This is a genomic window from Aeromonas rivipollensis, from assembly GCF_037811135.1.
In the GTDB taxonomy this organism is placed as follows: Bacteria; Pseudomonadota; Gammaproteobacteria; order Enterobacterales; family Aeromonadaceae; genus Aeromonas; species Aeromonas rivipollensis.
Map to the genome: position 1 here is coordinate 1,689,790 of NZ_CP149130.1, position 24,096 is coordinate 1,713,885.

The following is a 24,096-nucleotide window of genomic DNA, read 5'->3' on the forward strand; positions in this document are numbered from 1 at the left end:
CCTTAATCGAGGTGGAGGGTGGTGAGTTTGGCGGCCTGCTGCGCCGTGCAGGTGACATCTGCCAGCGGTGCGCGCAGGGTGACGCTGTCGATCCCCGGCTGGTGCAGGGCGGCATAGATGGCCGAGAGCGGGACAGTGGCCCCGACCCGGTAATAAGCGGCAGCGGTCTGGTTCATGGCAGCGGTGGCCGCTGCAATGGCCTGCTCCTTGCCAAGGCCGGTGGCGTTGAGGGTGGCATCGACGGCATAGGGCTTGATCTGGGCGGGCTCGACGGCCACCAGATCGCACAGTGGGCGCACATCATCGGCCGAGAGCGCCTGGCTGACCCGATTGAGGGTGTCGGCACTGGGTTGGCCGGCAGGGGAGAGCAGGGTCACCCGCACGGTACCCGGCGAGGGGCTGTCGACGGCCACATCCGCCACCTCGGCACTGGCCGACAGGGCGTGAAACTTGTAGGCATTGACTGGCCCGGCAGTGGTCAGCCCCTCAAAAGCCATCTGGCCGCGCAGGCGCAGGCGGTCATCTGATTCATAGACCGGATCGACAGGCGGATTGGCCGCCGGATCCCCCGGGGTGACCAGCAGGCGGGCGATGTTGTATTCACCAACCACGTGGTCGAGGGTGGTGCCGCTGGCAAAGGCGAGCAGCGTTTGCTTGGCTGCATCGTTGATGCGGGCCCGCAGCACCACCTCCCGATAGGCGTTCTCTTGCAGCAGCTTGTTGAGCGGCTCGGATTCGAGTTCCAGGGTGGCGGCGATGGCTGCTTGCTGGTCTGCCGGGTAGTAGCTCACCAGGGTGGCCTTGCGCTCGGCCAGGATGGTCTCGAAATCGAGAGGCTCCACCACCGAGGGCGGCGGGAGCTGGGTCAAATCCACGTTGCTCAATTGGCGGCTCCTGTGGGAATGGCGATAGAAGCAGACTCCGGCGCGCCGCCGTCCTTGCGCTGCCAGGTGAGTTCGACGGTGAGGGCGCCATCCATGCCGCCGCCCAGCACATCGACCCGGGTGATGGTGATGCGGGGTTCCCAGTTGATAAGGGCCTGCACGGTGGCGGCCATCAGGCGCAGGCGGGTGGCCTGATGCTGGGGCTGGTCGATGAGGTAAAACAGCTCGCTGCCGTAGTCGCGGCGCATGACCCGGGAACCCACCGGGGTGATCAGGATGTCGCGCACCGACTGGATAATGTGGTCGGTGGCGCTGATGGCGCGGCCGGTGGCAGCATTCATGCCGAGCCAGTTCATGCCGGGCCCCCTGTTTGGCCGCCGCCAGTGCTGACGCCGCTGTGTTTGTGGGTGGTGACTTCGACGTTGCCTATCTTGGCGGTGGGGGCGGTTATCTTGCCGCCCGCTTCAATGGTCGAACCGACCTTGAGGGCCTGAGTGCACTCCACCATGGGGGTGATGAGCTTGACGGTGACGGACGCCTCGATGTTGGCAGACTTGATGCCGGTGGCGTTGAGCGCGCCGGTGGTCGGGTTGTATTCGATGACGGCGCCATCGCTGTATTCGGTGCGGTCGAGATCCGGGTTGTCATCGTCCGCCATCGGTTCGGGGAAGGCGATGCAGTTGATGGGGCCGACGATGTAGGCATTGCGCAGATCGCCGCTGACCGACAGCAACAGCACTTGCTCGCCGATGGAGAGGCGATGACGGGTGCGATTCTTCCCGGCCCGCGCTGCTGCGTAGGGCCGCCAGTTGGTGATGAGGTCGCCGGTCTTGACGCGACATTCCCCGGATCGCACGGCGGTCACGGTGCCGATGCGGATCAGGTTGTCGATCTGGCGTTGGAGTTCAGTCGGGGTCGGTTGCATGGGGCCATTGTTTTGGGCAATGGCTGAGAAGGCGAGGGGAGGCCATTGTGTAACGGTGTTTCACAATGGCCAACAGAAAGTTAGGTTAGTTACCTTTCATTGTTTTGAATAGAGATGCCAGTTGTTCCACTCCATCAAAAGTCGCAGGGAGATCGCTGTCATTACTTACAAGCCCAGAGAAGATCACTGTTTCAAAACGGTCCAGTGTTATATCACTATTTTTCTTTATTTCAGCTGCGTGCTCTGCGTAATGCTGAATAAATCTGCACAGTGTCATCCTTAGTTCAATTTGCAAGACTTGAGCACAAACTGATTTGTAGTTAAAAAGAAGAACCCGGAAAAAATATAATAATATAGCCGCGAATGAAATTATTGGCAATAGGTTAAACAATTTAGTTGATATATTGCCTTCGTCATTTTTACTAGATGTCTCATTACTATCTTCATTAATCATTGAGTCTTTTTTATCTTCTTTTTTTAATAGGTTTACTTCTTTGTTAGCCGATGTTTTTTGTTTTTCTTCTATTGTTGGTTGGTGCTTTTCATTACCTTCAAGAGAGCTAGTAACAGGTGTGCTTGAGAAGTATATGTCGCACATTTTCGCTGCGAAAGGAGATATTGTCAAAATAGCTAGAAAAAACATCAATCCAATCAATCTATTCTTCTCTTCTACCTTTCTTTTGTGAAGCTGATCAAACCCTTGGTGTAGACCAACAAAATTGAATGCATCAGTATAGCCTTCAATAGATTTTTTTAGATTGTTAGCCTTCTCGATGTTTTCAGATAATTTATCATTCCACTCCTGTGTTAATGACTTAGCGCTAGACACTGTGCCTGAAATTTCTTTTAGAGCTTTAACCCCTGGACTGCTCATTAACTTTCTAAATAAATGGGTTGAGAGATTGCTCATGATGAAATCAATATATTCTCGCGCATTTTCACTAAAATTATTATTTTCATCCTTTGTTAATTTAATTACGTAATTATAGTCAGAAGATAGTTCGATGCCGCTCGCTAAATACCCCTCATAGAATAATCTAAGCGATGATATATAAAGTGCTTCAACTTTACCCCCGCCATCTGAAATGCCATTGTCAATTTTATTTAAGCGAGTAAGAAAGCTATCCCCAATGTCAGATATGCCGACTGAGCAGTGCTCATCCCAGAAGGCTGGTTCTTTGATAAACGCACTTAACATTATATAGATAGCATTAATTAACTTTCGTTCAAAATCTGGAATGTTACTGTTACTTATATTTCTTTCGCAATACTTGATAGTATTCTTGATGGTTAGTTCATTCTCTTTGCTTGAAAAAAACACAATGCAACCCTTCCCTCTAATTATTTTATACATCTGAATTATTTGATCTGTTTCAGAGCCTGATTATATGTTACTTACCCTTGTTACATCTGTGTCTGATAAGTCCTCTTATTTATGTTTTAGGTACCTATAGATTGGTCTTGGACTGTTCATTATAACTCTTGGTGTGAAGTATTTTACGCCTGAGATAAACCAAAGGCCCGTATGGGCCTTTGGTTTTGTGATTGTAGTATCAATGAATTACCAACCGATAGCCTTGGGTTCGCGGCGCAGGTGGGGGATCAGCTTGGGCCAGTCGCTGTCGCCGTGGGAGTTGGGTTGGATATGGCGGGTGCGGTCGGCCAGGATCTTGCGGGCCTGGTTCAGGGTGTAGGGGTACTCGTGGATGATTGAGTAGTAGCGGCCGGCGTCGCGGTGTTCGGCGACCTCGAGCAAGGGATAGATGCTGCGGGCGGCATCCATCATCCGGTCGGCGGCACGCCAGCACCAGGTCAGGGTAGAGAGTTCGTCATCGGTCATGCTGATTGCCGGTTGCGGGCGATGGGTGGCAGCGAGCTGTTCGTCCATCCAGTTGAAGGCGTTGATATAGGCCTCTTTGGTCGCTGCAGCCTTGGCGCCGGTGAAGCCCATCACCACAAAGATAAAGCCGTCTTTGGTCATCTCATACGCCGGTCGCGCTTCCCCTTTCCCATCCTTATAGGTAACGAGCGCAAAATTGCGCTCGTTGAAATCTTTGGAACAGTCGAGGGTGGCGATTTTGCGCAACACGTCTTTGTGCTGCTTGCCAAACACTTCGGCGACTTTCAGGGAAGTGGTGACAGGTTGACCTTGTTGAAGGCTGATGAGATCGGCAGGGGCAAAGGGAGTGATGTTGTTCATGGTGTGATTCCTCGGATGCGATGCAGTTGAATCGCCACCAATGAGGTCTCAATCTCGACTGGTGACGAGCTGAACAGGGTTGAGACTACCGGGCATCCAAGGAAACCGGCCAGCCGTGAGGCTGCCCTGCCCAGCCCGTCATAACTGAAATTGCGGGTGCTACTGGGCCGCACAAAAAAAACACGCATGGCGCGTGTTGTGCGCTTGGAATGCTACGGGGTCTCAATCCCGGCAACGGATTTTGCCGTTGCCTGCGCAGTATCGCGCAACCAACCGCAACCATCAACCACCAATCGGCACAACCCTGCCCGACCGCACACAACACAAGCAGCAGGGTAGCGATTTCCGTCAGGGCAGGGGATGTCTGTTTCAGCAGGGGGCAAACACAGGGCCACAGTGGTGCGGCCCTCTGCCGGGCTATCAGGACTTCTTGGGCTCTTTGGGGGGGAGGAATGTCTGCTCTACCTGGTCATGGCGCAGGATGAGAGTGCCAGCCTTGTTCCAATAGGCACAATGACTAGTGTTACAAGCAACGCGTAAATATGGGCCATCATTCAACAATGAAGATACGACTTTTATATTAGTAGGATCAGGTAAGTAGAGCTTCTTTTTTTGTCGCTGAGCGTCTGTGATTCCACTTTGTAATGAAAGAGCCAAAAGAAATACAATACAGAAGGTTGAAACAATTAAAATAATTAGCTGATCAATGATTGGTGAGAGTTTATTAACTCTATCGCTAGTTTTTTTAATTTTCTCCTCGGCCAACTCAAGTAACACACGACCATATTTTTTTCGACGGTATTTAGGGGGGGTATATATACTGGTCGTCTTAGTGCTTCTGATTGAAAGAGTGGAGTAGTATATGATTGTCAGAATGGAAAATGCTAAGAAAAACAAAGGAATCATTGGGTTTTCAACTGCTGATGAGCTAAGTAGCGAATGACCACCTCTAACTAAAATAAGGTCCGCAGGTTGCTGAAAATCATAAGGGCTCAGTCCAAATTCACTTAGGTAGCCAATATGATACATTAAACCGATCAGATAAATAGCTGCATAAATAACAGGTAAGAATAATAGTGTTTTTTGCCAAAATGGCATAGTTTGGTTAGTGCTCTCATTCGCTAGTAATGTGGGCTCCATTTTATTAAGGAGTTGTTGGTTTCGTTGTTCTCGTAGACTAAATGCCGCTTGCCTGTTCATTCCACCGTCCTAAGTTGATTTGTTAGTGGGGTCGTATAAGTCCCTGATTCTACAGGCCATGCTGAAGCGATGTCATGTGCTTAAATGGGCCAACAACAACTCCTCCAACTTTTCCACCTCCTGGTTGGTGATGCCCAGCAGCTCCCGCGCCGGGTAGCGGATCTCGCGGCCCTTGATGCGGTCTTTGAGGCCGTATTGGTGGATGGTGGCGAGCCGGTTGGCGGTGCCGACAAACTCCACTACCGCCTGTTGCTCACTGGCGCGGGCTTTGAGCCAGGTGGTGTTGCTGATCTTGAAGAACATCTTGCGGCGAAGGCGGCCCCGGCCATGCTTCAGCTTGGGTTGAGGCTTGCGCGGGGTCATGGGGCTGCCATCGGGCTGGAGGTTGGCGCGGATCCGCTGTGCTTGGCTGGCGCGCAAGGTGCGGGCCATCTCGCCCGCCAACTGACGACGGGCGGCGGGTTCCATGCTGACCAGCAGGCCATCGGCCCAACTGGTCAGGCGGCTCAGGTCGTCGGCGGCCATGGCTGAGGCTCCCCGTTGATGAAGAGTTCCCAGGTGATGCCGTCATAGGGGTCTTCCGGCGGCTCTGGCAGGTGCTCCCAGCCAATCCCCTGTTCGTTCTGCCAGACCCTGACCCGCTCGGTCAGCTTGACGGTGATGATGAGGTCCATCAGGTCGTTGGCTAAGTATTCCGCCTCGAAGGTGATGCCCTCCTTGCGCTGCTCGTCGTTGGTCATCAGCTCGGGCTGGTGTTGGCGCAGCCAGGCCAGCAGCGGCACCATGATCTGGTCCGGGTGGCCGGCAAAGTCCTCGATGCCGATGGTGAGGGGGTATTGCCACTCGAACGAGAGCGAGCGGGCGCCGGTGCTTTCAACGTTGCCCGGGGCGATGAAGATGTGCAGCTTGTCGGGGTTTGTCTTGAGGTGGGGCACGCAGCGGGTCAGTACCTCACGGATCTGTTTTGGCTTTTCCATGTTCCCTCCCGTTCTGGTGTCGTTGCTGGCAGGCGATGAGGCTGTCGACCTGGGCGGCGCAGGTGGCCCAGGCGGCCTCGGTCTGGGTCAATTGGTCGAGCAGATCGCCGTTATTGACCGGGCTGGCTGCCGGCAGTTGGCAGGGCGCCGGGGCTGGACAGGTGAGCCTGATAATCTGCGGCACCGGTGAGGGCGGGGCGCTGGAGCAGCCTGACAACAGGATCAGGCAGAGGGCGATCAGCCCACTCCTTGAGTTCGGCATTTTCACGTTTGAGCCTCTTGATGGTATCGGCCCGGTTGGCGGCCGTGATGGTCAGATCGCCAAGCTGGCGTTGCAGTGTGGCGGCGGCGGTTGCCTGGGCGTCCAGCTCGCCGGTGAGGGTATCGATGGCCCCGTCTTTGAGTTTCTCCCGCTGCTCGGCCTCTTTGGCCTTGTCGTTGGCGGCCTTGAGGTCGCTTTGCAGGGTGGAGACTTTGCCCTCAGCCTTGGCGGCAGAGCGGGCCGACCAGCCCCAGCCGGCCAAGGCGACGGCCAGCGCCAGCAGCAACCAGGTGAGGGGGGAGCGCAGCAGGTTAGGCCACATCCGCCACCTCCTTCACCGGGTAGACCTTGGCAAAGTGGTCGTATGCCTTGGCGAGCTTGGTGTCGTAGTCATTGTCTTTGTAGGCCGGGCCGTTGTAGCGGCGGGCGAAGTCGGCCCATTTACGGCCCTGCAGCGCCTTGTGCATGGCCTGGTCTTGCTGGATGAAGTGGCACAGGGCGGTGAGGTGGTCGACTTCGCTGCGCTGCATGGCGGCCTGCCAGCCGCTGGCCGAGGCAAAGCCCAGCGCCTGCCAGTGAAAGCCCATGATCTGGAACATCCCCCAACTTGCCGACTCGATGGCGGCCTCCCTGTGCAGGCTGATGGCGAGTCGCAGCCGCTCCCACTCGGCAGCCCCGCCCGTGTAACCACCGCGCTTGGGGTTGACCAGGTTGGGGTAACGGGCGGCCATCTGGTCGGCGGTGGCCTTGCCCAAGTGCTGGGTGAGCTGCTTGTAGAATACGTGCCGCTCAAACAACACCACGGGGCGCATGTCAGTGGTGAACCCCTCGCCGATGCTCTCGACCTGGGCGACGGTGGCCATGGTGGCCAGCGGCAGGCCCAGCAGGTCAGCGCCAGCCTGCATGTGGTAGATGGTCAGCTGGTTGCCGCGTTCGCTGCCGAGCAGGGCGGCCATGGTGCGGGGGCCTGCCTGGCCGATGGCGGTGATCATATGGTCCCGCTGGAAGGCGAGCAGGGCGCGCTCTGTGGCATCGCCAAACCAGCCATCCGGATCGAGCGGATAACCGGTTTTGGTCAGGCGACGCTGCAGATCGGCGACGGCGGCGCCGGTATCCCCTTTTTTCAGGCTCATGGTTGAAACCTCCCGTTCAGGTGGCTGGCGGAAGTCGGTTGCTGGCGCCGGCGCGGTAGCAGGCGCATGACTGATCCGCGAGAACCGATCAGGGCTGTCAGCACCACGGCGACCAGCAGCACGGCGGCTGGATCAGGGGCTGGCATGACGCCGAGCAGGGCGCGCAGCGGCACGGACCCGGCGGCGACCGTGATGACCCAAGCCAGCAGGGCTGGCAGGGAGCGATAGTCGCCCCCGTTGCGGTTGAAGGTGGCGATGCGCAGCGCGATGGCGGCGCAGATCATGGCGTAGAGGATGGTCAGCATGTCAGCCCCCGTTGAGGGCTTGGCGCTTGCGCCGAGCCCATTTGATGAACCGGATTAGCGCTCGCGTCAGTTCAATTACGAATGCGCAAGCTAATGCGCAAACGACCGACGTTACGAAGGAGTTCAGCGGGTTGAATGGTGCGTCTCTTAAAAATTCAACCAGCATCAACAACAAGCAGACCGCAGCCCATTGCCACGCTGATTTCTCAACAACTTTCAGGAGCCCCACAAGCCACAAGACCCTGGAGAAGGCTTTACTGTCCTGTTGGTGCATATCAGCCTCCTTTGCGGAGTTTGAGCAGGTCTTCCGGCGTTTTGCGCAGGATCCACTGCAACAGGTGGACGGCCAAGGCCGAGGCCAGCATTGCACCGACGGCCCTGGGGACCTCGACACTGAGTGGCAGCACGCTGGCCAGCATGGCCGCAACCAGCGGCGCCGCCAGTGCCCCCGCCACGAAGGCGGCAACGAACAGGCCCGCTTTGCGCAGGTTGCCCAGCTCGGCGGTGGTGGCGATGAACACCAGCGCCCCGGCGAATGCACCGAGCAGGACGCCGGGGTCAACGCCCGGGAAGAGGGACAGCAACGCCAAGGCGCTCAGGGTGCTGGTTGCTGCACTGGATGAAATCGGTTCTGGCATCGTGCTCTCCTATCGTTTGCTGCCGTAGTGGCGAGCGGTTTGAAATTCGTGGATGGTCTGGCACTCGGCGCAGCGTTCGCAGCCCCGGATCGCTTCACGGCGCGCCTGCGGGATGGGGTTTTCACAGTCGATGCAGTAGTGCGGGCCGGTGCCACTGATGCGGGCGGCGTGGATGCGGGCAGCGAGTTGCTGCTCGCTGATGTCGGCCAGTCGTTCGAGTTCGTCGTCGAGGCGGCTCATGGTCAGTCCCATAGCTGGATCAGCGGCTGCTCGGCCTGGGTGGGGGCCGCTGGCATTGTGATGAGGGTTCCGGTCGGGAGGATGGGGCCGAGCGCGGCCAAACCGGGGTTGAGTGCGAGCACCTGCTCGGTGATGCCTGCGGTGTAGCCGTAGTGCCGGAACAGGATGAGGTCGAGGGTGTCACCCTGCTGGCTGCGCAGCTCCATCAGATGAGCTCCACCGTGTTGTGGGTGGTGCCAAGGATGTCGCGAATGGCAAAACGGGCGTCGCGGTAGAGGTCGTCAGAGCTGATGATTTTGGCATCGGCCCCTTTGACGCCATCACCGGTGGCGCTGTAGTCGGCGTAACGCTCCAGCAGGTTGGCGCGGGTTATGGCGTAGACGGCGCGCCGATAGCTGTGCAGGTGCGCCGATTCGTTGTTGATGAGTTCGCTCGGTACGGCGGCCAGGGTGGCGACCCCTTCTGCCTCACGAGCGCGGCGCCAGTCAGCCAGATCCCGGTTGATGCTGGTGATGGCGTCGACCACGGCATGGGTGAGGCGGGCCGTGGTGACGGTGCCATCGAGCCGGACGGTTTCGCGCAGGTCAGGCAGCGAGATCACCGGCCAGAAGGGGCTGGAGGGTATATCCCCTTCGGCTGGCGACGTGGGTGCATTGGCAATGAATCCGTTGCTCATGTTGTTCCTTCTCCGCTTGTTGGGCGGTGGTCGGACCGTCTGGTATGCGAAACGCATTCGTCAGGCCCGAGCCGCCCAGGGTGCGGGGTTCGCTCGGTTAGCTGCCGCCGCTAGTGGCGTCGGGCTGCTGTTCTTTTTTCAGTTCACGCTCGAGCACTTCGAGCTCTTTCTTGATGCCCACCTTGTCGTGCAGTTCGAGAGCACGGCGGTAGTGCTGGGCGGCCTGCTCCTTGAACCCGTCGGCCAGGGCGGCGCGGCCCACGGCCTTGTGCAGCTTGGCGCGCACCTGGTCGAAGATGTCGCAGTGGGTCAGCAGCTCGAGGTAAGCGCACAGCAGGCCATAACTGGGGCCAGCACCTGCCTCTTGCAGCTTGATGCCGGTGTCGGCCACCTCTTCGGCGATCAGGGTGGCGGCGGTGCGCTCGTAGCGGTCCGGGGTGCTGAGGCCGTGGCGGATCACGTAGTCGGCCATGTTGAAGGCCCCTTCGAGATCGCCGGTGTCGAGGGTCCAGAGCATGACGGTGACGAGGACGTCATCTTGTCCGCCCCGGTCGGCGGCCAGCAGGCCATCAATCCACGGCTTGTAGACCGGCAGCATGGTGCGCTTGGCATCGATCTTGCGCTCGATGCTCTGGATGCCCTTGAGGGTGCGGCGGTGTTCGGCCAGTTGCATCAGCTGGAGCTCGTAGGCGTTGGCGCGGGCCTGGTCGAATTGGGGATTGGCCGCCCCTTGCAGGGCGGCCAGTGCTCTTTCGCGGTGGCGGCGGGCGGGAGTCATGCCACCCCCTTACTCGCCGGGGGCCGGGTTCGGCCCGATGACGATGTTTTCGACCAGGGCGGCGCAGTCGTAGTCCTCGACCACGTAAGCGTCGTTGGTGCTTTCGTAGTTGACGATGCGGTTGCGCTTGGGCTCGTCTTCGATGTGACGACGGCGGGCGCCGGTCTGCCAGTAGATGGAGAGGTTGCTGAGCTTGGTGATGAGCAGCTTGTCTTCGGGGAAGAAGGGGACGCGCACGGCCTTGAGGCCGCCGATCTGCTTCTGGCTCACCAGCACCTGACCAGCCAGTTTGTTCTGGTTGTCGCCCGCGTCGTTGATGATGGGGAAGTATTTGTCGGAGAGCATCTTGCGGCCACAGATGACCACCAGGTCGGTATCGTCCTGATACCAGGGTTTGATCAGCTCGCTCACAACGTCGAATACCAGGGCGTCGATGTTTTTATAATCGCCGTCGGTGGCATCGACGTAGATCTTGCCGCTGCCCTCGGAGCCCTCGCTCATGACCTGGGCCGGGGCGTCGGTGCGGATGTGTTGCAGCCAGCCGATGTTGACGTCTTGCAGCAGGGGGTGGGCGTTGCGATCGGTGTCGGCGGCGGCACTGGTGCCATGCCAGCCGATCATGATGCGGTCCAGCCCCTGACGGGTGAGGATGGCGTCACGGACACGGGTCTGGAAGTCGGGGAACTTGGCCCAGGCGTCGATCTGGCCGTAGCCGATCTGGGTGTCGAAGTTGGTCTGGGCGCATTCGTAGCTCTGGTCGTAGAGACCGTGCGGGCTGTTGGGCTGGCGGTCTTTGGTGTCGGTGTTGGTGCGACCGGCGATGGTGCTGGTGATGCCGATACCGACCTTTTGACCTTTCATCTCATCGACAGGGATGACGTTGATCATGCCGAGGAAGGCGACCGACTCCTGCATTTTGGTTTCCAGGGTCTGCTGGACGCTGGGCTGCACGTTGAATTGCACCATGGCGCTGGTGATGGCGTTGAGTTTGGCGACCTGGCCGGTGAACTCGTTGAACTTCTGGCGGGTTTCGTTACGCATTGGGCATGGTCCTTAGCAGTCGGTTTGAATGGAGGTGCCATCGCTACCAGTGGCGGGCGGGCGCTTGTGGCTGAGCTCTTCCTGGCCCTCCAGCTTGGCGGTGAGGTCGGCCAGCGCCTTTGCGGTGGCGTCCTGCTTGTTGGTCAGCTCGGTGATGGTCTGAGCCTGCTCGGTGAACTTCTTCTGCAGGTCAGCATCGAGGGTGGTGACCTCTTTCGCGACGGTCTCGACGGCCTGGTGCACATCGCTGAAATCGGCGGTGGATTGCTTCTTGTGGGTGGAGAACAGCGCAGCGATGCGCTCGGCAAGGGAGGGGCCTTTCTCCTGTTCACTTTCGAATTCGATGACGGTTTCCAGCGCTTCGGTGAACAGGCATTCCGGATGGTACTTGCGGTCGGCCAGCGGGTTGACGGTGGCCTTGCTGCAAAACTGCAGCATTTCGGTGCCAAGGCTGGCCGGGCTGTCGGTGACCGCAAGCCCCATCATGTAGGCGCCTTTATCGTTCAGGTTGGGGTGGATCTCGATGGAGGTGTAGACCTTCTGGCGCTTCTTGTTGAGCGCGATCAGCTCCGGGGTCGGATCAATCTGGACGAACAGGGCCAGGCGCTTCTCGCCCTCGATGGTGACCTCTTCGGTCTTGGCGGCGGTAATGTCGCCGTACATCTTGAACAGGCCGTTGGGGTCAATGCCCCGGATGTGCTCCATATTGACCCGGGCGCCGTAGGTGGACTGGTTGTAGCGCTGGGCCATCTGCTCAAGCCATTCGCGGGTGATAGCGCGGCCATCGGTCGTGCCCCCTTCTACGGCAACACGGAAAAATTTGGACTTTGCCATGGGCTGGGATCCCTTTGGTGATTGGGTGGTGATGTCGCGGTTATGGTCTGGGTGACAGGCGGGATCGTGCAATCGGCGGCCAGTGTGTACGGCGCTGGCACACTGGCGCGGTGGAGTTTGGAGCGGTAGCGGCTGGTTAGACTGGCGCCATGACGACAGCACCCTTACTTTTCCCCCATATCGAACCCCGCAGGCAGGCTATGCACCTGTACTTTCAGGGGTACAAGATCCGAGCTATCGCGGAGCTGCTGGCGACCCCGGAGGGGACGGTCGGCACCTGGAAATCCCGCGACGGCTGGGATGACATCAAACCCATTGACCGGGTCGACTTCGCCATCGAGGCGCGGATGTGCCAGCTGATCGCCAAGGAGGTGAAGAGCGGTGGCGACTTCAAGGAAATTGACCTGCTGGGCAGGCAGTTAGAGCGCATCGCCCGGGTCAACAAATACAGCAACGGCGGCAACGAGGTCGACCTCAACCCCAAGGTGGCTAACCGCAACAGGGGGCCGAAGAAGGCGCCCGAACGCAACGTGGTGGAGCCCGAACAGCAGGCGCGGCTGATCGAGCGCTTCGAGTCCACCATGTTCGATTACCAGCGCACCTGGTACGTGGCCGGCAATCAGTACCGTATCCGCGACCTGCTCAAGTCGCGCCAGATTGGGGCGACTTATTTCTTTGCCTTCGAGGCCTTCATCGACGCCCTAGTCACCGGGCGCAACCAGATATTCCTGTCGGCCAGCAAGGCGCAGGCCCATGTGTTCAAGCAGTACATCATCCAGTTTGCCAAGGATGAGGGGGTTGAGCTCAAGGGCGACCCCATGGTGCTGCCGAACGGAGCACACCTCTATTTTCTCGGTACCAACGCCCGCACCGCCCAGAGCTACCACGGCAATATCTACATGGACGAATACTTCTGGATCCATGGCTTTCTGGAGTTCCGCAAGGTGGCCTCCGGCATGGCGATGCACAAGAAGTGGCGCCAGACCTACATTTCCACCCCCTCCAGCCTTTCCCATCCCGCTTATTCGTTTTGGTCCGGCGCCAATTTCAACCGGGGCAAGCCCAAGGCCGACCGGGTCGAGATAGACCTGAGCCACGCCAATCTGTCTGGCGGCAAGCTCTGCGCCGATGGTCAATGGCGGCAGATTGTCACTGTCGAGGATGCGGTGCTCGGCGGCTGTGACCTGTTCGACTTGGATCAGCTGCGCGGCGAGTACTCCGAGGAGGAATACCGTAACCTGCTGATGTGCGAATTCATGGACGACACCTCGAGCGTCTTCCCGCTCGCCACCCTGCAGCGCTGCATGGTCGACAGTTGGGAGCTGTGGGACGACTACAAGCCCTTTGCCCTGCGCCCGCTGGGCAACCGCTCGGTGTGGATCGGCTATGACCCGGCCAAGGGCGGGCAGGGCGATAGCGCAGGCTGCTCCGTGCTGGCTCCGCCGGCAGTGCCGGGCGGCAAGTTCCGGGTACTGGAGCGCCACCGCTGGAGCGGGATGGACTTCGACGCCCAGGCGCGGGCCATCAAGGCCATGTGCGATCGCTACAACGTGGGCTACATCGGCATCGACACCACCGGGATCGGGGAGGGGGTTTACCAGTTGGTGAAGCAGTTCTACCCGGCAGTGACCGCCATCCAGTACAACCCGAGTGTGAAAATCCAGATGGTGATGAAGGCCCAGGATGTGATGAACAAGGGGCGGCTGGAATTCGACAGCGGGATGACCGATCTGGCGGCCGCCTTTATGAGCATCCGCCGTGCCGTGACCGCGGGCGGCAAGATGCCGACCTTTGAGGCGAGCCGCTCCGACGAAACCAGCCACGCCGACATTGCCTGGGCAACCATGCAAGCCCTGTTACATGAACCGCTGGCAGGTGCCACCGGTGCCAATACCAGCATGATGGAGATTTTCGCATGAGAAAGCGCCGCCCACAGCGCCATACCTCGCCGATGACGGCGACCCAGAAACCCGGCGAGGCCATCGAGGCGTTCAGCTTTGGCGAGCCGGTGCCCGTCTTATCGCAACGGGAAGTGTTCGACTACCTGGAGGCCATGCACAACGGCCGCTGGTACGAGCCGCCGCTATCCCTCAATGGGCTGTCCCGGGTCTATCGGGCCGGGGTGCACCATGCCTCGGCCATCCAGGTGAAGCGCAACATCCTGCGCTCCTGCTTCATCCCGCATCCGAAATTGAGCTTGGCCGCCTTCACCGGCTTGGTGCTGGACTACCTCATCTTCGGCAACGGCTATCTGCAGGCGGTGCAGAACAGGCTCGGCGGGGTGCTGCGCTATGACCACCTGCGCGCCAAGTACACTCGGCGCGCGCTGGATCTGAACCAGTATTGGTGGATTGCCCAACCCGGCCAGGAGCAGACGCTGCCCGCAGGCCGGGTGGGCCACGTGATGGAGGCCGACATCAACCAGGAGATCTACGGCATCCCCGACTACGTGGGCGGGCTGAACTCCACCCTGCTCAACGAGTCGGCCACCCTGTTCCGCCGCCGCTACTACGAGAACGGCAGCCACGCGGGCTTCATCATGCACATCACCGACGCGGTGCAGAACGAGGGGGACATCGCCAAGCTCAAAGAAGCCCTGCGCCAGAGCAAGGGCCCCGGCAACTTCCGCAACCTCTTGCTCTACACCCCGGGCGGCAGCAAGGACGGGGTCAAGCTGATCCCGGTGGCCGAGGTAGCAGCCAAGGATGACTTCCTCAGCATCAAGAACGTGAGCCGGGATGACCAGCTGGCCAGCCACCGGGTGCCGCCCCAGCTGATGGGGGTCATGCCCAACAGTACCGGCGGCTTTGGCGATGTGACCAAGGCCGCCCAGGTGTTCGACATCAACGAGATAGACAGCATCAAGGCCAGCTTGCTGGCGCTCAATGACTGGGCGGGGGATGAGATCATCCGGTTCAATCCCTACCGACTGTCAGATCTGACAGGGCAAGCGGCATAGGCGAGGCTAGAGTTACACCGAGCGCCTGGAGTTTGTGTGCGCCTTATGGCTTAAGAAAAGCCCCCTCATCTGAGGGGGCTTAGTTTTGTCTCTCATCTGACGGTCTGAGCGCTCCGTCACTGCATCGACCCGCTTACCACGCCCGACATATTCTCTGATCCTCGAGCACCAGCCCAGAGCAGCAGGCACCGCCTGCCGAGCCCTGCCAGCACCGCTGGCGCGCAATCGGGACCCCGCCTCGCCTGCCCGCTTTATGTGTCGATTTCCATGCGGGTGAACGACTGGGGGTGGGTGATTCTTCCCCGCGCCAGCGCTGGCCGCGCGCGGGATAGCGGATCCTTATTGCGATCCTTCACTTTCCGTCAGATCCTTTCACTCTCCGCGCGTGGGATGGCACTGTTCCACCTTGCTCTTTCAACTCACTGATAAGCGCACCTGGAAGCTTTGATATAAAAATCTGGCTTGCCTTGGAGTTGTTCAGGGTATTTGCTAGCCAACTGATGATGCCAGTAGGGGGCCATCATCTCTTGGTGAGGTGACTTGGGGCCCAGTGTCACATGTTTGACCGGGGCAAGGTGGTTGGTGCGGTGCAGTTCCAGATAGAGTCGGGGAGGGATGCTTTTTATCAAGTCAGGTGCTTGAATCTGAATTTCTTTGGCGCCGTATTCCAGATGGGTGACGATAACGCGGTGTTCTTTCTCTGCTTCATAATCCGCATCTTTGAGCAGATAGGGTAATGGTCCCAACAGCCACGACAGGTCCTGAAGTTTTTCTTTATCTGGGGTGGTACCCATAAAGTTGTTGACCTCGGTCTTTAGCTCATCGAACAACTGCTTGAGAGGCTCATCTTCATCTTCGCCATGAATCTCCATCTCACCTTTGATATACACGACTCGATAGAACGCCGCGCTCTCTTGAGGTGATTTTCCCGAATTTAGAAACGCTTGATTCTTGGCATCTTGGGGGGCATCACCTGGTTTTTTTGACAACAGGTCGAACTCAAAGAAGTTATCGGTATTAAAGGTAATGGCACAGCCGCAGGCATCTTCCTTTTGATGGTCTTTGCTGTAAAACCGCCACATATTCAGGCTGTCTTCCTCTGGTAGAAAGCATCCGACAAAGGCTGGTTTGCTCTCAACCGGTGTATGGCCAAGATAGTGCCAGAGCAGCTTACCTTCATTGGGGTCATTGAGCGCATTGATATGTCCCAGTCGTAGAGGGCTTTGCTCCAGTAACAGCGCATTGCCCACCTGCAGCGAGGTGTAGTGGGTCATGGTAAGCCCTGCTTTGACTTTCAGCTCGGCTAGGATGCGTTCCCGTATGTTGGTTATCTGGGGTGAACGTGCATGGCGCTTAGCTTGGTCTTGAAGTTCAATGGCTTGAAAACGGATCTGGGGTGGGGTATTTCGGGTAGCTTTGCGAAAAAGGGCTTGTGCCTTTGCATAGCTCTGAATAACACCATCTCCATTCATATACATCTGACCAAGATTGATGGTGCCCTGTCCATCTCCTCCCTTGCTAGCCTTGCGAAACCACTCAATCGCCGTGCGATAGTTTTGCTCTACCCCTCGACCCTCAGTGTATATAACCCCCATGTTACACTGGGCCCGTGCGTTCCCTTCTTCGGTGCCCTTGAGGTACATCTCGATCGCCTTGCTATAGCTCTGTTCTACCCCTCGGCCTTCATCGTACATCCATCCAAGATTACATTGGGCATCAGAATCCCCTTTTTCTGCGGCTTTGCGATAATACTCGAAAGCCTTGCTGTCGCTTTGTCCTACCCCACAGCCTTGTTCGTACATAAGTCCTATAATGAACTGGGCTTTAACATCCCCTTGTTCGGCGGCTTTGAGGTACCACTTGAAAGCCTTGATATCGCTTTGCTCTACGCCTATTCCCTTCCAGTACATTATTCCCAAATTATATTGTGCATCAGCGTCCCCTTGTTCGGCGGCTTTGAGATACCACTTGAAAGCCTTGATATCGCTTTGCTTGACGCCTTCTCCCTTCCGGCACATCGCCCCCATATTGAACTGGGCAGATGCGTGTCCTTGTTTGGCTGCTTTGTAATACCATTTGGCAGCAGTGTGAGCGCTTTTTGTGACCCCTTGGCCATCCTCGTACATAACTCCCAGATTGAACTGTGCATCTGAATGGCCTTGTTCAGCAGCCCTCTGATACCACAAAAGTGCTTGGCTATCATTCTGTTCAATGCCTTGTCCAAAATCGTATCGTTCGCCCAGGTGAAATTGTGCCACAGCATCTCCACCCTCGGCGGCTTTTCTCAATGCGGTGATAACTTTTGGTAGCTCAGACTTACCCATATTCCATTACCCATGCTTTGTTGTTATATCAACTCACACCGATTTTCATATGCGGAACTTTATCCGCAACCCATTGAAAATGACGTACTTATTCTAAGTGCTAATATCTTGCCCTATGCCTAATAAATTGTCGATTAAAGGGGGCCAGGGCCCCCAAGAATTTCACTGATGATGCTCACAATTACCAACTTTTTGCCATCGGCAGTCGGTGCAGGTGGGGGATCAACCTGTTCCAGTCGCGGTCGCCGTGGGGGGAGCTCTGAATATGGCGGGTCTTGTCGGCCAGGATGTGCTGGGCGGCGGCCAGGGTCATTGGGTATTCGTGAATGATGGAGTAGTAGGTGCCTGCTTCGCGGTGTTCGGCGATATCGAGCAGGGGGTAGATGGCCTTGGCGGCGATCATCATCCGGTCGGCGGCGCGCCAGAGCCACGCCAGTGAATGCAGCTCGTCATCGGTCAGGGTGGTGAGGGGCTGCGGGTGAGCGGCGGTCTCCCAGTCCAGCGCATCGAGCACCCAGAGGCGAAACTCTTTGGCGAGCGCCGTGCGGGAGAACATGGCGATCAGATGGGCGCCGCGCAGTGAGAAGATCCGAACCGGGATCGGCATAGGATTTCCCGGGACGGTCAAATTGATCGTCCCGGTCATGCAGGGGGTAAATTCGTCCGCATTACGGCGGTAGATGCGGCTCACGGCATCGTCGTTGGCATAGCCAAGGGCTGGGGCGATCTGGGTAGCGGTCAGCTAGGGTTGCCCGTGCAATATCGCGCAACACAGCACGACCAGCAACACCCAATCAGCCCAATAAGGCGGGGTAAGCCACAATCACCCCGCCCAGCAGCACAACACCGGCGGCAGGGTAACGGTTCTACGAAGGAAAGGGGACGTCTGTTTAACAGAGGAATAAATGTAGGTATTAGCGCGAGAAATTATGGTTAAAGTGCATTGGGTTGAAGGTAGGCACCTAACCCCATGAAAACAGCGACAGCAGCATTCTTGACCCAACGCAAATTCTTGGTTTTTCGTCTATGAATCATAGGCTTTTCCCCTTCATTTGGTGTTTTCTGAATAGTTGCTTTTGTTTCTCCCTTACGGGCAATTGTCAAAGTTTTAGGAAGCTTATCGCTCCCGGACAAACATGCTTCTGCGCTTAGATACGAGTTCTCGTACGTCAGGCAAATGCTGCTATCACCTTCATGCCAATGCACTCTAGCTCATCGACTCAATGTCAATTAAGTTTCGTATGGTGCCATAATTTTTGCTCAATTTCAACAACAGATGTTAGATAGATGAAGCGCTGATTCAGGTGCACAAGAATGTGGCGACGGAGCCAAACGCCGAACGGTGATCCTCTCTGAGCTGCTTGTTATACTGTGTTTTTATACAGCAAGCCGAGATGCCCACATGTTTGCTCAACCCACCCCAGATGCTCCCTTGCTGGAGCTGCCCCTGTTTCTCTCCCCGGTGGCCTGCGGCTTTCCGTCGCCGGCGCAGGACTACACCGAGCAGACCATCGACCTCAATCAGTTGTGCGTGGCGCACCCGGCGGCCACCTACTTTGTGCGGGCGGCCGGTGACAGCATGGTCGACCACGGGATCCGCGATGGCGACCTGCTGGTCGTCGACCGCAGCCGCAAGGCGCGCCACGGCAGCGTGGTGGTCGCCGCGGTGGATGGCGAGTTCACGGTGAAGAAACTGCAGCTTGAGCCCACCGTCGCCTTGCTCCCTGGCAACCGGTCCTATCGCCCCATCCATTTCAACGATGGGCAGGAGCTGGAAATCTTCGGTGTAGTGGCCTTTGTCGTGCATCAGGTGGATAGCCCATGAACAAACGTTGCGCCGTTGCCCTGGTCGACGTGAACAACTTCTACGCCAGTTGCGAGCGACTGTTTCGCCCCGACTTGAAGGGGCGACCTATCGTGGTGCTTTCCAACAACGATGGCTGCGTGGTGGCCCGTTCGGCCGAGGCGAAGGCGCTCGGCATCAAGATGGGGGGGCCTTACTTCCAGATCCGCCAGTTCTTCGAGGCCATGGGCGGGGTCTGGTTTTCCAGCAACTACGCGCTCTATGGCGACATGTCGAACCGGGTGATGACCATTCTGGAGGGGATGGCCCCAGCGGTGGAGGTCTACAGCATCGACGAGGCCTTCATCGAACTGAGCGAGTCCTGGGCGGGCGATCTGGTGGCCTATGGCCGCCAAGTCCGCGAGCGGGTGCAGCAGTGGACCGGGCTGACCGTGGGGGTCGGCATCGGCCCCACCAAGACGCTCGCGAAATTGGCGAACTACGCCGCCAAGAAGTGGCCCGCCACCGGTGGCGTGGTGGATCTGCGGGATGAAGGGCGGCGCGCTCGGCTCATGGCGATCACCCCGGTGGACGAGATATGGGGCATTGGCCGGCGGCTGTCGGCCAAGCTGGAGACCCAGGGCATCAAGACCGTGGCCGACCTGGTCGCCGCTGACCCCAAGGCCCTGCGGCGCCGCTATGGCGTGGTGGTCGAGCGCACGGTGCAGGAGCTGTGGGGGATCCCCTGCGCCGAGCTGGAACAGGAGGCCCAGGCTAAGCAGCAGATCATCTGCTCGCGCTCGTTTGGGGAGCGCATCACCCAGATCGGCCCCATGCACCAGGCGCTGGCCGGCTACATGGAACGGGCCGCCGAGAAGCTGCGGGGGGAGGGGATGTGCTGCCGGCATGTGACCCTGTTCATTCGCACCAGCCCGTTCAGCGATCGGGAGCCCTATTACGGCAACCAGGTGAGCACCAAGCTGGCCATGCCCACTAATGACACACGGGCCCTGTTGGCCTTGATCCCGGAACTCCTCCCCCGCATCTGGCGCGATGAGCAGCGATACCAGAAAGGGGGCGTCATGCTGGCCGACTTCACCCCCGCCAACATGCAGCAGGGCGACCTGTTCGCCGCACAGCAGCAATCCCCGCGCAGCGAGGCGCTGATGCAGGTCATCGACAAGATCAACCAAGGGCGGTTGGGGAAGGTCTACTTCGCGGCCCGTGGCCGCGACACCCGGGAGTGGATGATGAAGCGGGAGCAGTTAAGCCCCCGCTATACCACTGAGCTCAGCGAGCTGCCGGTGGCTGGAGCTGCCGGTGGCTGGAGCGGCCAAAAAGGCTAGATCAGTCTTGCGGAGCAGTAAGAGAGCAAACACTGATGGACTGGAATATGGGCCCTAAAGGCTCCAGAATAACTGTGCTGCGCAATTCAAATTTGATTGCTGAATTTAGATTTTGAAATTCCCGTTACTGACGTCATTCTCGATCGAACGTGCCATGTCTTTGAGGAAACCATCTTGAGAAACAGGTGCTTTGTTGTAGTCCGCAACTGTTTCATTATCCGCCTTGTAGGGAATGCCGACCATTTCCCCATTAGCGAATGCGGCTACAAAGTGCTCGGAACCATCATTGTAATATCGAACTTCGTGATCAACGCCATTATGTGTGAATCTATGTATAGTCGTCATATTAGTCCTCATACTAAGTGTTTATCTTAATGAAAAAGAAGTTTAAAAAGGGCTGCAACGATAGGCTCCTAGTGAGGCTTTCCTCCATATAATAAACCTCACCTTGTGATCTGAATCACGATTTTTGCTAACTCACCACCATTTGTCTTCATCCACTTTTTGCCAGATGGCGCGTTTGAACTCCGCATCGCTCAGATTACCTTGGCTCATCGGGGGTTCATCAATCCAGCGAGTCAACGCACTGAGCTCATCATAGGGAACCACAGGGGAGTGATGGGCACCCGGTGAGGTTTGGTGATGCTGTCTTTGGAGCAGGACTGCCGCATAGGCACGCTCACCAGGCGTGAGCATGTTAAGCCAGGTATCAATCTCATGTTGAGGCCAATACCGTTCCAGGATGAGCCTGCAGCGCTTCTCGATGGCTTCGCTGCCATGTAGCTGGGGTGTGTAGGACGTTTGCTTATTGCTCATCTGCTCTTTCCTCCATAGCCAGCGCCTTGATGTGTGGCTTCATACTGGGCAAGAAATCCCGAACCTCTTCGGATGAAGGGGGGTGGATGGCGGCATCCATTACCCAGTCGATTGATTTACGTAGTTCATCAAAGGCGATCTCGAAGTCAGCATCCGACAAATCGTTCCCGAATGCCAGACTCCCTCGGGTCAGTACCGCACTACGCACTCGCATTCTGAGCTGTTCTTGGCGCAGCGCTTCTGCATCAGCCAGCTTTTTCTCTATCTCGGCCTCCACCGGGGTGAGCATTCCCTTGCGACCAGTGCCCAACACACTGGCTGAACCCGGCGAGTTGCGGCTCACAATCAGCCGATCGCCGACCAGTCGCACATATTGGCCGTCGGCGTGGATGATGCTGCCGTGCAGCAGCAGGGCGGCGTTGCTCTCATCAAGCCCCATTCGGGCCAGCTCTTTAGCCAGAGCGGATCCTTCAACCCCCGATTTGGATCCTTTCGTACAGTTATTGACAGAACTCCGAGGGGGGCGGCTGCCGCCGCCTGACTGCAACTCGCTGCGCTCGCCCACTGCAGGCTCGCGCTGCTCGCCCAAACCCGACCCGGTGACGCCCTTGCGCACTATCTGCCAGCCCTCGGTGCGGGTGACGGCGGTGGTCATGCCGATGTCGGTGATCACCCCCATCAGCTTGAGGACGTCCTCGCCGTATTTGTTGGCAGCTTCATCAAGGCGCTTGGAGAGGCGGATCAGATGCTCTTTGCGGGGCAGGTCAATGCCGCCCATGGCGTCGATAAAGTCGCCCCAGCGGTTGTTGTCGGCGGCGGTGCGGGCGGCTTCGAGGATGCAATCCCACTCGATCACCTCGTCCCCCAGGCGGCGCAGCTCGCGCCACACACTCACGGCGGGGCCGCCAATCTGCTGAAACTGGCGGATACGCCAGCAGCTCGCCCAGGCCGCCACGGCGATGGTGGTGTGGTCGACCGGTGCCTCGGCCTCGTAGTCCATCCCTACCTTGTGGCCGTCGATGTTCTTGGCTATGTACTTGGCGATGTAGCCGGTGGCGCTGCCCTGGGTCGGGTCGATCACCTTCCAATTCACCCTGGGGTTAAGCGCTTTTATGGTGTCCTTGTCAGTGATGTCGAGCAGATCAAAAACATCTTCCCCCTTGTTGCGCTTGGCAGTTCTTGCCAGTTCATCCAGCTTGTCTCCGTTGGGCAATTTCAACTCTGCTCGATCAACGGCCGTAAAGTGGTATGCCAGTTGGGTCAGCAGAATTTGCTCATGCTCAGGATTGATAAATAAGAGGCAGTGCCAGTGCGGGGTACCGTCATGGTGTGGCTCCACCACCCGAAATCCGAAAGGGCGGATCCCCTCTCTGGCCAGTGCGGCGCGAACCCGCGCCCACTGTTTGCACAACAGGCGGTTGGTGTCGGTCGGGCAGGCGCCGTTGAACTTCTCGTTCTGGTAGGTCTTCGCCTTGTCTTTGCTGCCCTGGCGCCAGGCGTGATAGCTGGATGGGGCGGTCAGGGTTAGGAACAGGCCCAGCTTGCCCTGCTCCTGCGCCATGTCTTCAAAGCCCCGCATACGCACCATCAGCTCATGACGGCGGATCTCGGGGTTGGCGACCGAGCCCATCACCGCATCGACCAGGTCAATCTCTTGCCCCAGCTCTTCGTTGACCGCGCTCATGCCCGCCATCCAGGCTTGCTGGGCTGCTTTACGCTGGGTGAACTCGCGCACGGCGTGGGCACTGGCGTAGGGGCTGACCCCCTTGCGCACCTGGCCGGTGAGGATGGCGATCAGCTCGCAGTAGATGGCCCAGGCCCGGTTGATCTTGCGCTGCCACCATGACTCGTCGAGCAGGCGCACCAGCAAGCTGGCGGCGGCACCCTCGAACTTGTCCACCTCGTCAGCCAGATCGTCACGCTCTTCCTGGCTCAGAGAGCGACGCAGCAGGCGCTCCACCTTGGTGCGCGGGTGAATGGGCAGGGGAGGGCAGAAGTGCCACGCCTTGGCCTGGGCCCCGATATCCGCCAACAGCTCGGCGGCAGTGCAGTTGGTTCCAGCTCGTGCCAGCATCTGCTGGCAGCGGCGTGCCCACTCGGCGGCGACCAGCTCACGGCGTATGTCGTTGCGCAGGTCGATCACCGGCACCGGAAACCGGCTCTGGGCGGCGGCGCAGGCATCCACCATGCGGCGCAGCCAGATATTGGCGGTCTTGGGGTTGGCCGGGTAGCGGCGTAGGAAGGTTGTGGCCAGCGGCTTGGCGACATGCCACTCGATGCGGGCCAGTTGCTCGGCCGCCCCGACCATGTTGATGGCGTGGTGCCCGACCAGATAGTGCTGGGGCAGCTGGATCCCGTGCAGGTTGGTGATGGCGTCCATCATTTGCACACCCCGCACTTTTCGGTCACATACTCGTTGGGTTGCAGATAGCGGCCGCAGGTGGAGCAGGTCGGTACCATGTCCAGGGTGGCGAGCCGATCAGACCAGCAGGTGGCCTCGCAGAAAAACAGGCTGGTGAGCCGGTTGCCGACCAGGATGACCGGGTGCACATGGCCGAACTCGCCGCAACAACTGCAGCGCATCGAGGGGCGGGCGTTGGCCGGGACGGTCTTCACCACGGTTTCACTGGCGGCGCGGGCCAGCGGCCAGCAAGTTTCGACGCAGTAGGGGTAAGAACGGCGACCGTGTCGGCCCGCTACCGGCAGGCAAACCGCCATCTGGCGGCACTTGGTGCAGGGCTCAAGCGTCACGATATTGCTGTTTGCAGGGCGCAC

Annotated in this window: 30 protein-coding genes; 4 read left to right on the top strand and 26 right to left on the bottom strand. The window is 58.4% G+C overall.

What is annotated here, in order from left to right:
• Nucleotides 1-2: 2 nt before the first annotated feature.
• The 20 genes from WIR04_RS07755 to WIR04_RS07850 all read right to left on the bottom strand — a co-directional run bounded on the left by WIR04_RS07755 (nucleotide 3) and on the right by WIR04_RS07850 (nucleotide 12,093).
• A complete protein-coding gene (locus WIR04_RS07755; protein ID WP_338892498.1) occupies nucleotides 3-875 on the bottom strand; it encodes a baseplate assembly protein in 873 nt (290 codons plus the stop codon).
• A gap of 5 nt (nucleotides 876-880) precedes the next feature.
• Nucleotides 881-1,240 carry a GPW/gp25 family protein gene (locus tag WIR04_RS07760; RefSeq protein WP_183149754.1) on the bottom strand — a complete coding sequence of 120 codons (360 nt, stop codon included), beginning with the start codon at nucleotides 1,238-1,240 and terminating at the stop codon, nucleotides 881-883.
• A complete protein-coding gene (locus WIR04_RS07765) occupies nucleotides 1,237-1,809 on the bottom strand; it encodes a phage baseplate assembly protein V (protein ID WP_338891692.1) in 573 nt (190 codons plus the stop codon). Before WIR04_RS07765 ends, WIR04_RS07760 begins: the two co-directional genes overlap by 4 nt.
• A gap of 85 nt (nucleotides 1,810-1,894) precedes the next feature.
• Entirely contained in the window at nucleotides 1,895-3,130 is a 1,236-nt protein-coding gene (locus WIR04_RS07770) for a hypothetical protein (protein ID WP_338891694.1), read from the bottom strand.
• 240 nt (nucleotides 3,131-3,370) lie between these two features.
• Nucleotides 3,371-4,009 (bottom strand): Rha family transcriptional regulator, encoded by a 639-nt coding sequence (locus WIR04_RS07775; protein WP_338891696.1) that lies wholly within the window; start codon nucleotides 4,007-4,009, stop codon nucleotides 3,371-3,373.
• Nucleotides 4,010-4,429: 420 nt separating this feature from the next.
• A complete protein-coding gene (locus WIR04_RS07780) occupies nucleotides 4,430-5,209 on the bottom strand; it encodes a hypothetical protein (protein WP_338891698.1) in 780 nt (259 codons plus the stop codon).
• Nucleotides 5,210-5,281: 72 nt separating this feature from the next.
• Nucleotides 5,282-5,734, bottom strand: coding sequence for a phage virion morphogenesis protein (locus WIR04_RS07785; RefSeq protein ID WP_338891700.1), 453 nt, complete (start codon nucleotides 5,732-5,734; stop codon nucleotides 5,282-5,284).
• The gene (locus WIR04_RS07790) at nucleotides 5,716-6,186 is read right to left on the bottom strand and encodes a phage tail protein (RefSeq protein WP_201926206.1); all 471 of its coding nucleotides are present in this window, start codon (nucleotides 6,184-6,186) and stop codon (nucleotides 5,716-5,718) included. The genes WIR04_RS07785 and WIR04_RS07790 overlap by 19 nt, the downstream gene beginning before the upstream one ends.
• On the bottom strand, nucleotides 6,161-6,403 hold the full coding sequence (gene lysC / locus WIR04_RS07795; RefSeq protein WP_338891704.1) for an Rz1-like lysis system protein LysC: 243 nt from the start codon (nucleotides 6,401-6,403) through the stop codon (nucleotides 6,161-6,163). The genes WIR04_RS07790 and lysC overlap by 26 nt, the downstream gene beginning before the upstream one ends.
• On the bottom strand, nucleotides 6,297-6,770 hold the full coding sequence (lysB, locus tag WIR04_RS07800; RefSeq protein WP_236758574.1) for an Rz-like lysis system protein LysB: 474 nt from the start codon (nucleotides 6,768-6,770) through the stop codon (nucleotides 6,297-6,299). The genes lysC and lysB overlap by 107 nt, the downstream gene beginning before the upstream one ends.
• Nucleotides 6,760-7,581: an N-acetylmuramidase family protein gene (locus tag WIR04_RS07805; protein WP_338891708.1), complete on the bottom strand. Its 822-nt coding sequence runs from the start codon at nucleotides 7,579-7,581 to the stop codon at nucleotides 6,760-6,762. Before WIR04_RS07805 ends, lysB begins: the two co-directional genes overlap by 11 nt.
• On the bottom strand, nucleotides 7,578-7,886 hold the full coding sequence (locus WIR04_RS07810) for a phage holin family protein (protein ID WP_338891710.1): 309 nt from the start codon (nucleotides 7,884-7,886) through the stop codon (nucleotides 7,578-7,580). The genes WIR04_RS07805 and WIR04_RS07810 overlap by 4 nt, the downstream gene beginning before the upstream one ends.
• A gap of 1 nt (nucleotide 7,887) precedes the next feature.
• On the bottom strand, nucleotides 7,888-8,160 hold the full coding sequence (locus WIR04_RS07815) for a hypothetical protein (protein ID WP_338891712.1): 273 nt from the start codon (nucleotides 8,158-8,160) through the stop codon (nucleotides 7,888-7,890).
• A gap of 1 nt (nucleotide 8,161) precedes the next feature.
• The gene (locus WIR04_RS07820; protein WP_041214915.1) at nucleotides 8,162-8,524 is read right to left on the bottom strand and encodes a putative holin; all 363 of its coding nucleotides are present in this window, start codon (nucleotides 8,522-8,524) and stop codon (nucleotides 8,162-8,164) included.
• 9 nt (nucleotides 8,525-8,533) lie between these two features.
• Nucleotides 8,534-8,764 (bottom strand): TraR/DksA C4-type zinc finger protein, encoded by a 231-nt coding sequence (locus tag WIR04_RS07825; protein WP_025327453.1) that lies wholly within the window; start codon nucleotides 8,762-8,764, stop codon nucleotides 8,534-8,536.
• Between the two features lie 2 nt (nucleotides 8,765-8,766).
• Nucleotides 8,767-8,970, bottom strand: a complete 204-nt coding sequence (locus tag WIR04_RS07830) for a tail protein X (RefSeq protein ID WP_025327452.1) — start codon at nucleotides 8,968-8,970, stop codon at nucleotides 8,767-8,769.
• On the bottom strand, nucleotides 8,970-9,440 hold the full coding sequence (locus WIR04_RS07835; protein ID WP_338891715.1) for a head completion/stabilization protein: 471 nt from the start codon (nucleotides 9,438-9,440) through the stop codon (nucleotides 8,970-8,972). The genes WIR04_RS07830 and WIR04_RS07835 overlap by 1 nt, the downstream gene beginning before the upstream one ends.
• Before the next feature lie 97 nt (nucleotides 9,441-9,537).
• Entirely contained in the window at nucleotides 9,538-10,218 is a 681-nt protein-coding gene (gene gpM, locus WIR04_RS07840) for a phage terminase small subunit (protein ID WP_338891717.1), read from the bottom strand.
• A gap of 9 nt (nucleotides 10,219-10,227) precedes the next feature.
• Nucleotides 10,228-11,259 (bottom strand): phage major capsid protein, P2 family, encoded by a 1,032-nt coding sequence (locus WIR04_RS07845; RefSeq protein WP_338891719.1) that lies wholly within the window; start codon nucleotides 11,257-11,259, stop codon nucleotides 10,228-10,230.
• A gap of 12 nt (nucleotides 11,260-11,271) precedes the next feature.
• Complete coding sequence (locus WIR04_RS07850; protein WP_338891721.1) at nucleotides 11,272-12,093, bottom strand: GPO family capsid scaffolding protein; 822 nt, start codon at nucleotides 12,091-12,093, stop codon at nucleotides 11,272-11,274.
• A 149-nt stretch (nucleotides 12,094-12,242) separates the two neighbouring features.
• Between WIR04_RS07850 and WIR04_RS07855 the strand changes: the two genes are divergently transcribed.
• Both WIR04_RS07855 and WIR04_RS07860 read left to right on the top strand, forming a co-directional pair.
• Nucleotides 12,243-14,012, top strand: coding sequence for a terminase ATPase subunit family protein (locus tag WIR04_RS07855; RefSeq protein ID WP_338891724.1), 1,770 nt, complete (start codon nucleotides 12,243-12,245; stop codon nucleotides 14,010-14,012).
• A complete protein-coding gene (locus WIR04_RS07860; RefSeq protein WP_338891725.1) occupies nucleotides 14,009-15,052 on the top strand; it encodes a phage portal protein in 1,044 nt (347 codons plus the stop codon). The genes WIR04_RS07855 and WIR04_RS07860 overlap by 4 nt, the downstream gene beginning before the upstream one ends.
• Nucleotides 15,053-15,471: 419 nt before the next feature.
• Here the strand turns inward: WIR04_RS07860 and WIR04_RS07865 are convergent, their stop codons facing one another.
• Both WIR04_RS07865 and WIR04_RS07870 read right to left on the bottom strand, forming a co-directional pair.
• Nucleotides 15,472-17,376: an SEL1-like repeat protein gene (locus tag WIR04_RS07865; RefSeq protein ID WP_338891727.1), complete on the bottom strand. Its 1,905-nt coding sequence runs from the start codon at nucleotides 17,374-17,376 to the stop codon at nucleotides 15,472-15,474.
• A gap of 181 nt (nucleotides 17,377-17,557) precedes the next feature.
• Nucleotides 17,558-18,067: a P22AR C-terminal domain-containing protein gene (locus WIR04_RS07870; RefSeq protein ID WP_338891729.1), complete on the bottom strand. Its 510-nt coding sequence runs from the start codon at nucleotides 18,065-18,067 to the stop codon at nucleotides 17,558-17,560.
• Between the two features lie 711 nt (nucleotides 18,068-18,778).
• Between WIR04_RS07870 and umuD the strand changes: the two genes are divergently transcribed.
• Nucleotides 18,779-19,201, top strand: coding sequence for a translesion error-prone DNA polymerase V autoproteolytic subunit (gene umuD / locus WIR04_RS07875; protein WP_338891730.1), 423 nt, complete (start codon nucleotides 18,779-18,781; stop codon nucleotides 19,199-19,201).
• The gene (gene umuC / locus WIR04_RS07880; protein WP_338891732.1) at nucleotides 19,198-20,505 is read left to right on the top strand and encodes a translesion error-prone DNA polymerase V subunit UmuC; all 1,308 of its coding nucleotides are present in this window, start codon (nucleotides 19,198-19,200) and stop codon (nucleotides 20,503-20,505) included. Before umuD ends, umuC begins: the two co-directional genes overlap by 4 nt.
• A 105-nt stretch (nucleotides 20,506-20,610) precedes the next feature.
• On the opposite strand, the gene WIR04_RS07885 is transcribed toward umuC, so the two are convergent.
• The 4 genes from WIR04_RS07885 to WIR04_RS07900 form a co-directional block, all read right to left on the bottom strand.
• On the bottom strand, nucleotides 20,611-20,850 hold the full coding sequence (locus tag WIR04_RS07885) for a hypothetical protein (RefSeq protein ID WP_338891734.1): 240 nt from the start codon (nucleotides 20,848-20,850) through the stop codon (nucleotides 20,611-20,613).
• Between the two features lie 132 nt (nucleotides 20,851-20,982).
• On the bottom strand, nucleotides 20,983-21,321 hold the full coding sequence (locus tag WIR04_RS07890) for a hypothetical protein (protein WP_338891736.1): 339 nt from the start codon (nucleotides 21,319-21,321) through the stop codon (nucleotides 20,983-20,985).
• The gene (locus WIR04_RS07895; RefSeq protein WP_338891738.1) at nucleotides 21,311-23,704 is read right to left on the bottom strand and encodes a replication endonuclease; all 2,394 of its coding nucleotides are present in this window, start codon (nucleotides 23,702-23,704) and stop codon (nucleotides 21,311-21,313) included. Before WIR04_RS07895 ends, WIR04_RS07890 begins: the two co-directional genes overlap by 11 nt.
• Nucleotides 23,701-24,072: a hypothetical protein gene (locus WIR04_RS07900; protein WP_338891740.1), complete on the bottom strand. Its 372-nt coding sequence runs from the start codon at nucleotides 24,070-24,072 to the stop codon at nucleotides 23,701-23,703. The genes WIR04_RS07895 and WIR04_RS07900 overlap by 4 nt, the downstream gene beginning before the upstream one ends.
• Between the last annotated feature and the right edge of the window lie 24 nt (nucleotides 24,073-24,096).

Coding starts and splice junctions, on each gene's coding strand:
- WIR04_RS07815 (WP_338891712.1), bottom strand. CDS start 8,160: ATGCACCAACAGGACAGTAAAGCCTTCTCCAGGGTCTTGTGGCTTGTG.
- WIR04_RS07825 (WP_025327453.1), bottom strand. CDS start 8,764: ATGAGCCGCCTCGACGACGAACTCGAACGACTGGCCGACATCAGCGAG.
- WIR04_RS07860 (WP_338891725.1), top strand. CDS start 14,009: ATGAGAAAGCGCCGCCCACAGCGCCATACCTCGCCGATGACGGCGACC.
- gpM (WP_338891717.1), bottom strand. CDS start 10,218: ATGACTCCCGCCCGCCGCCACCGCGAAAGAGCACTGGCCGCCCTGCAA.
- WIR04_RS07865 (WP_338891727.1), bottom strand. CDS start 17,376: ATGGGTAAGTCTGAGCTACCAAAAGTTATCACCGCATTGAGAAAAGCC.
- WIR04_RS07780 (WP_338891698.1), bottom strand. CDS start 5,209: ATGAACAGGCAAGCGGCATTTAGTCTACGAGAACAACGAAACCAACAA.
- WIR04_RS07830 (WP_025327452.1), bottom strand. CDS start 8,970: ATGGAGCTGCGCAGCCAGCAGGGTGACACCCTCGACCTCATCCTGTTC.
- WIR04_RS07765 (WP_338891692.1), bottom strand. CDS start 1,809: ATGCAACCGACCCCGACTGAACTCCAACGCCAGATCGACAACCTGATC.
- WIR04_RS07895 (WP_338891738.1), bottom strand. CDS start 23,704: ATGATGGACGCCATCACCAACCTGCACGGGATCCAGCTGCCCCAGCAC.
- WIR04_RS07775 (WP_338891696.1), bottom strand. CDS start 4,009: ATGAACAACATCACTCCCTTTGCCCCTGCCGATCTCATCAGCCTTCAA.
- WIR04_RS07885 (WP_338891734.1), bottom strand. CDS start 20,850: ATGACGACTATACATAGATTCACACATAATGGCGTTGATCACGAAGTT.
- umuD (WP_338891730.1), top strand. CDS start 18,779: ATGTTTGCTCAACCCACCCCAGATGCTCCCTTGCTGGAGCTGCCCCTG.
- WIR04_RS07790 (WP_201926206.1), bottom strand. CDS start 6,186: ATGGAAAAGCCAAAACAGATCCGTGAGGTACTGACCCGCTGCGTGCCC.
- WIR04_RS07890 (WP_338891736.1), bottom strand. CDS start 21,321: ATGAGCAATAAGCAAACGTCCTACACACCCCAGCTACATGGCAGCGAA.
- WIR04_RS07845 (WP_338891719.1), bottom strand. CDS start 11,259: ATGCGTAACGAAACCCGCCAGAAGTTCAACGAGTTCACCGGCCAGGTC.
- WIR04_RS07785 (WP_338891700.1), bottom strand. CDS start 5,734: ATGGCCGCCGACGACCTGAGCCGCCTGACCAGTTGGGCCGATGGCCTG.
- WIR04_RS07760 (WP_183149754.1), bottom strand. CDS start 1,240: ATGAACTGGCTCGGCATGAATGCTGCCACCGGCCGCGCCATCAGCGCC.
- umuC (WP_338891732.1), top strand. CDS start 19,198: ATGAACAAACGTTGCGCCGTTGCCCTGGTCGACGTGAACAACTTCTAC.
- WIR04_RS07810 (WP_338891710.1), bottom strand. CDS start 7,886: ATGCTGACCATCCTCTACGCCATGATCTGCGCCGCCATCGCGCTGCGC.
- lysB (WP_236758574.1), bottom strand. CDS start 6,770: ATGTGGCCTAACCTGCTGCGCTCCCCCCTCACCTGGTTGCTGCTGGCG.
- WIR04_RS07820 (WP_041214915.1), bottom strand. CDS start 8,524: ATGCCAGAACCGATTTCATCCAGTGCAGCAACCAGCACCCTGAGCGCC.
- WIR04_RS07850 (WP_338891721.1), bottom strand. CDS start 12,093: ATGGCAAAGTCCAAATTTTTCCGTGTTGCCGTAGAAGGGGGCACGACC.
- WIR04_RS07805 (WP_338891708.1), bottom strand. CDS start 7,581: ATGAGCCTGAAAAAAGGGGATACCGGCGCCGCCGTCGCCGATCTGCAG.
- WIR04_RS07835 (WP_338891715.1), bottom strand. CDS start 9,440: ATGAGCAACGGATTCATTGCCAATGCACCCACGTCGCCAGCCGAAGGG.
- WIR04_RS07855 (WP_338891724.1), top strand. CDS start 12,243: ATGACGACAGCACCCTTACTTTTCCCCCATATCGAACCCCGCAGGCAG.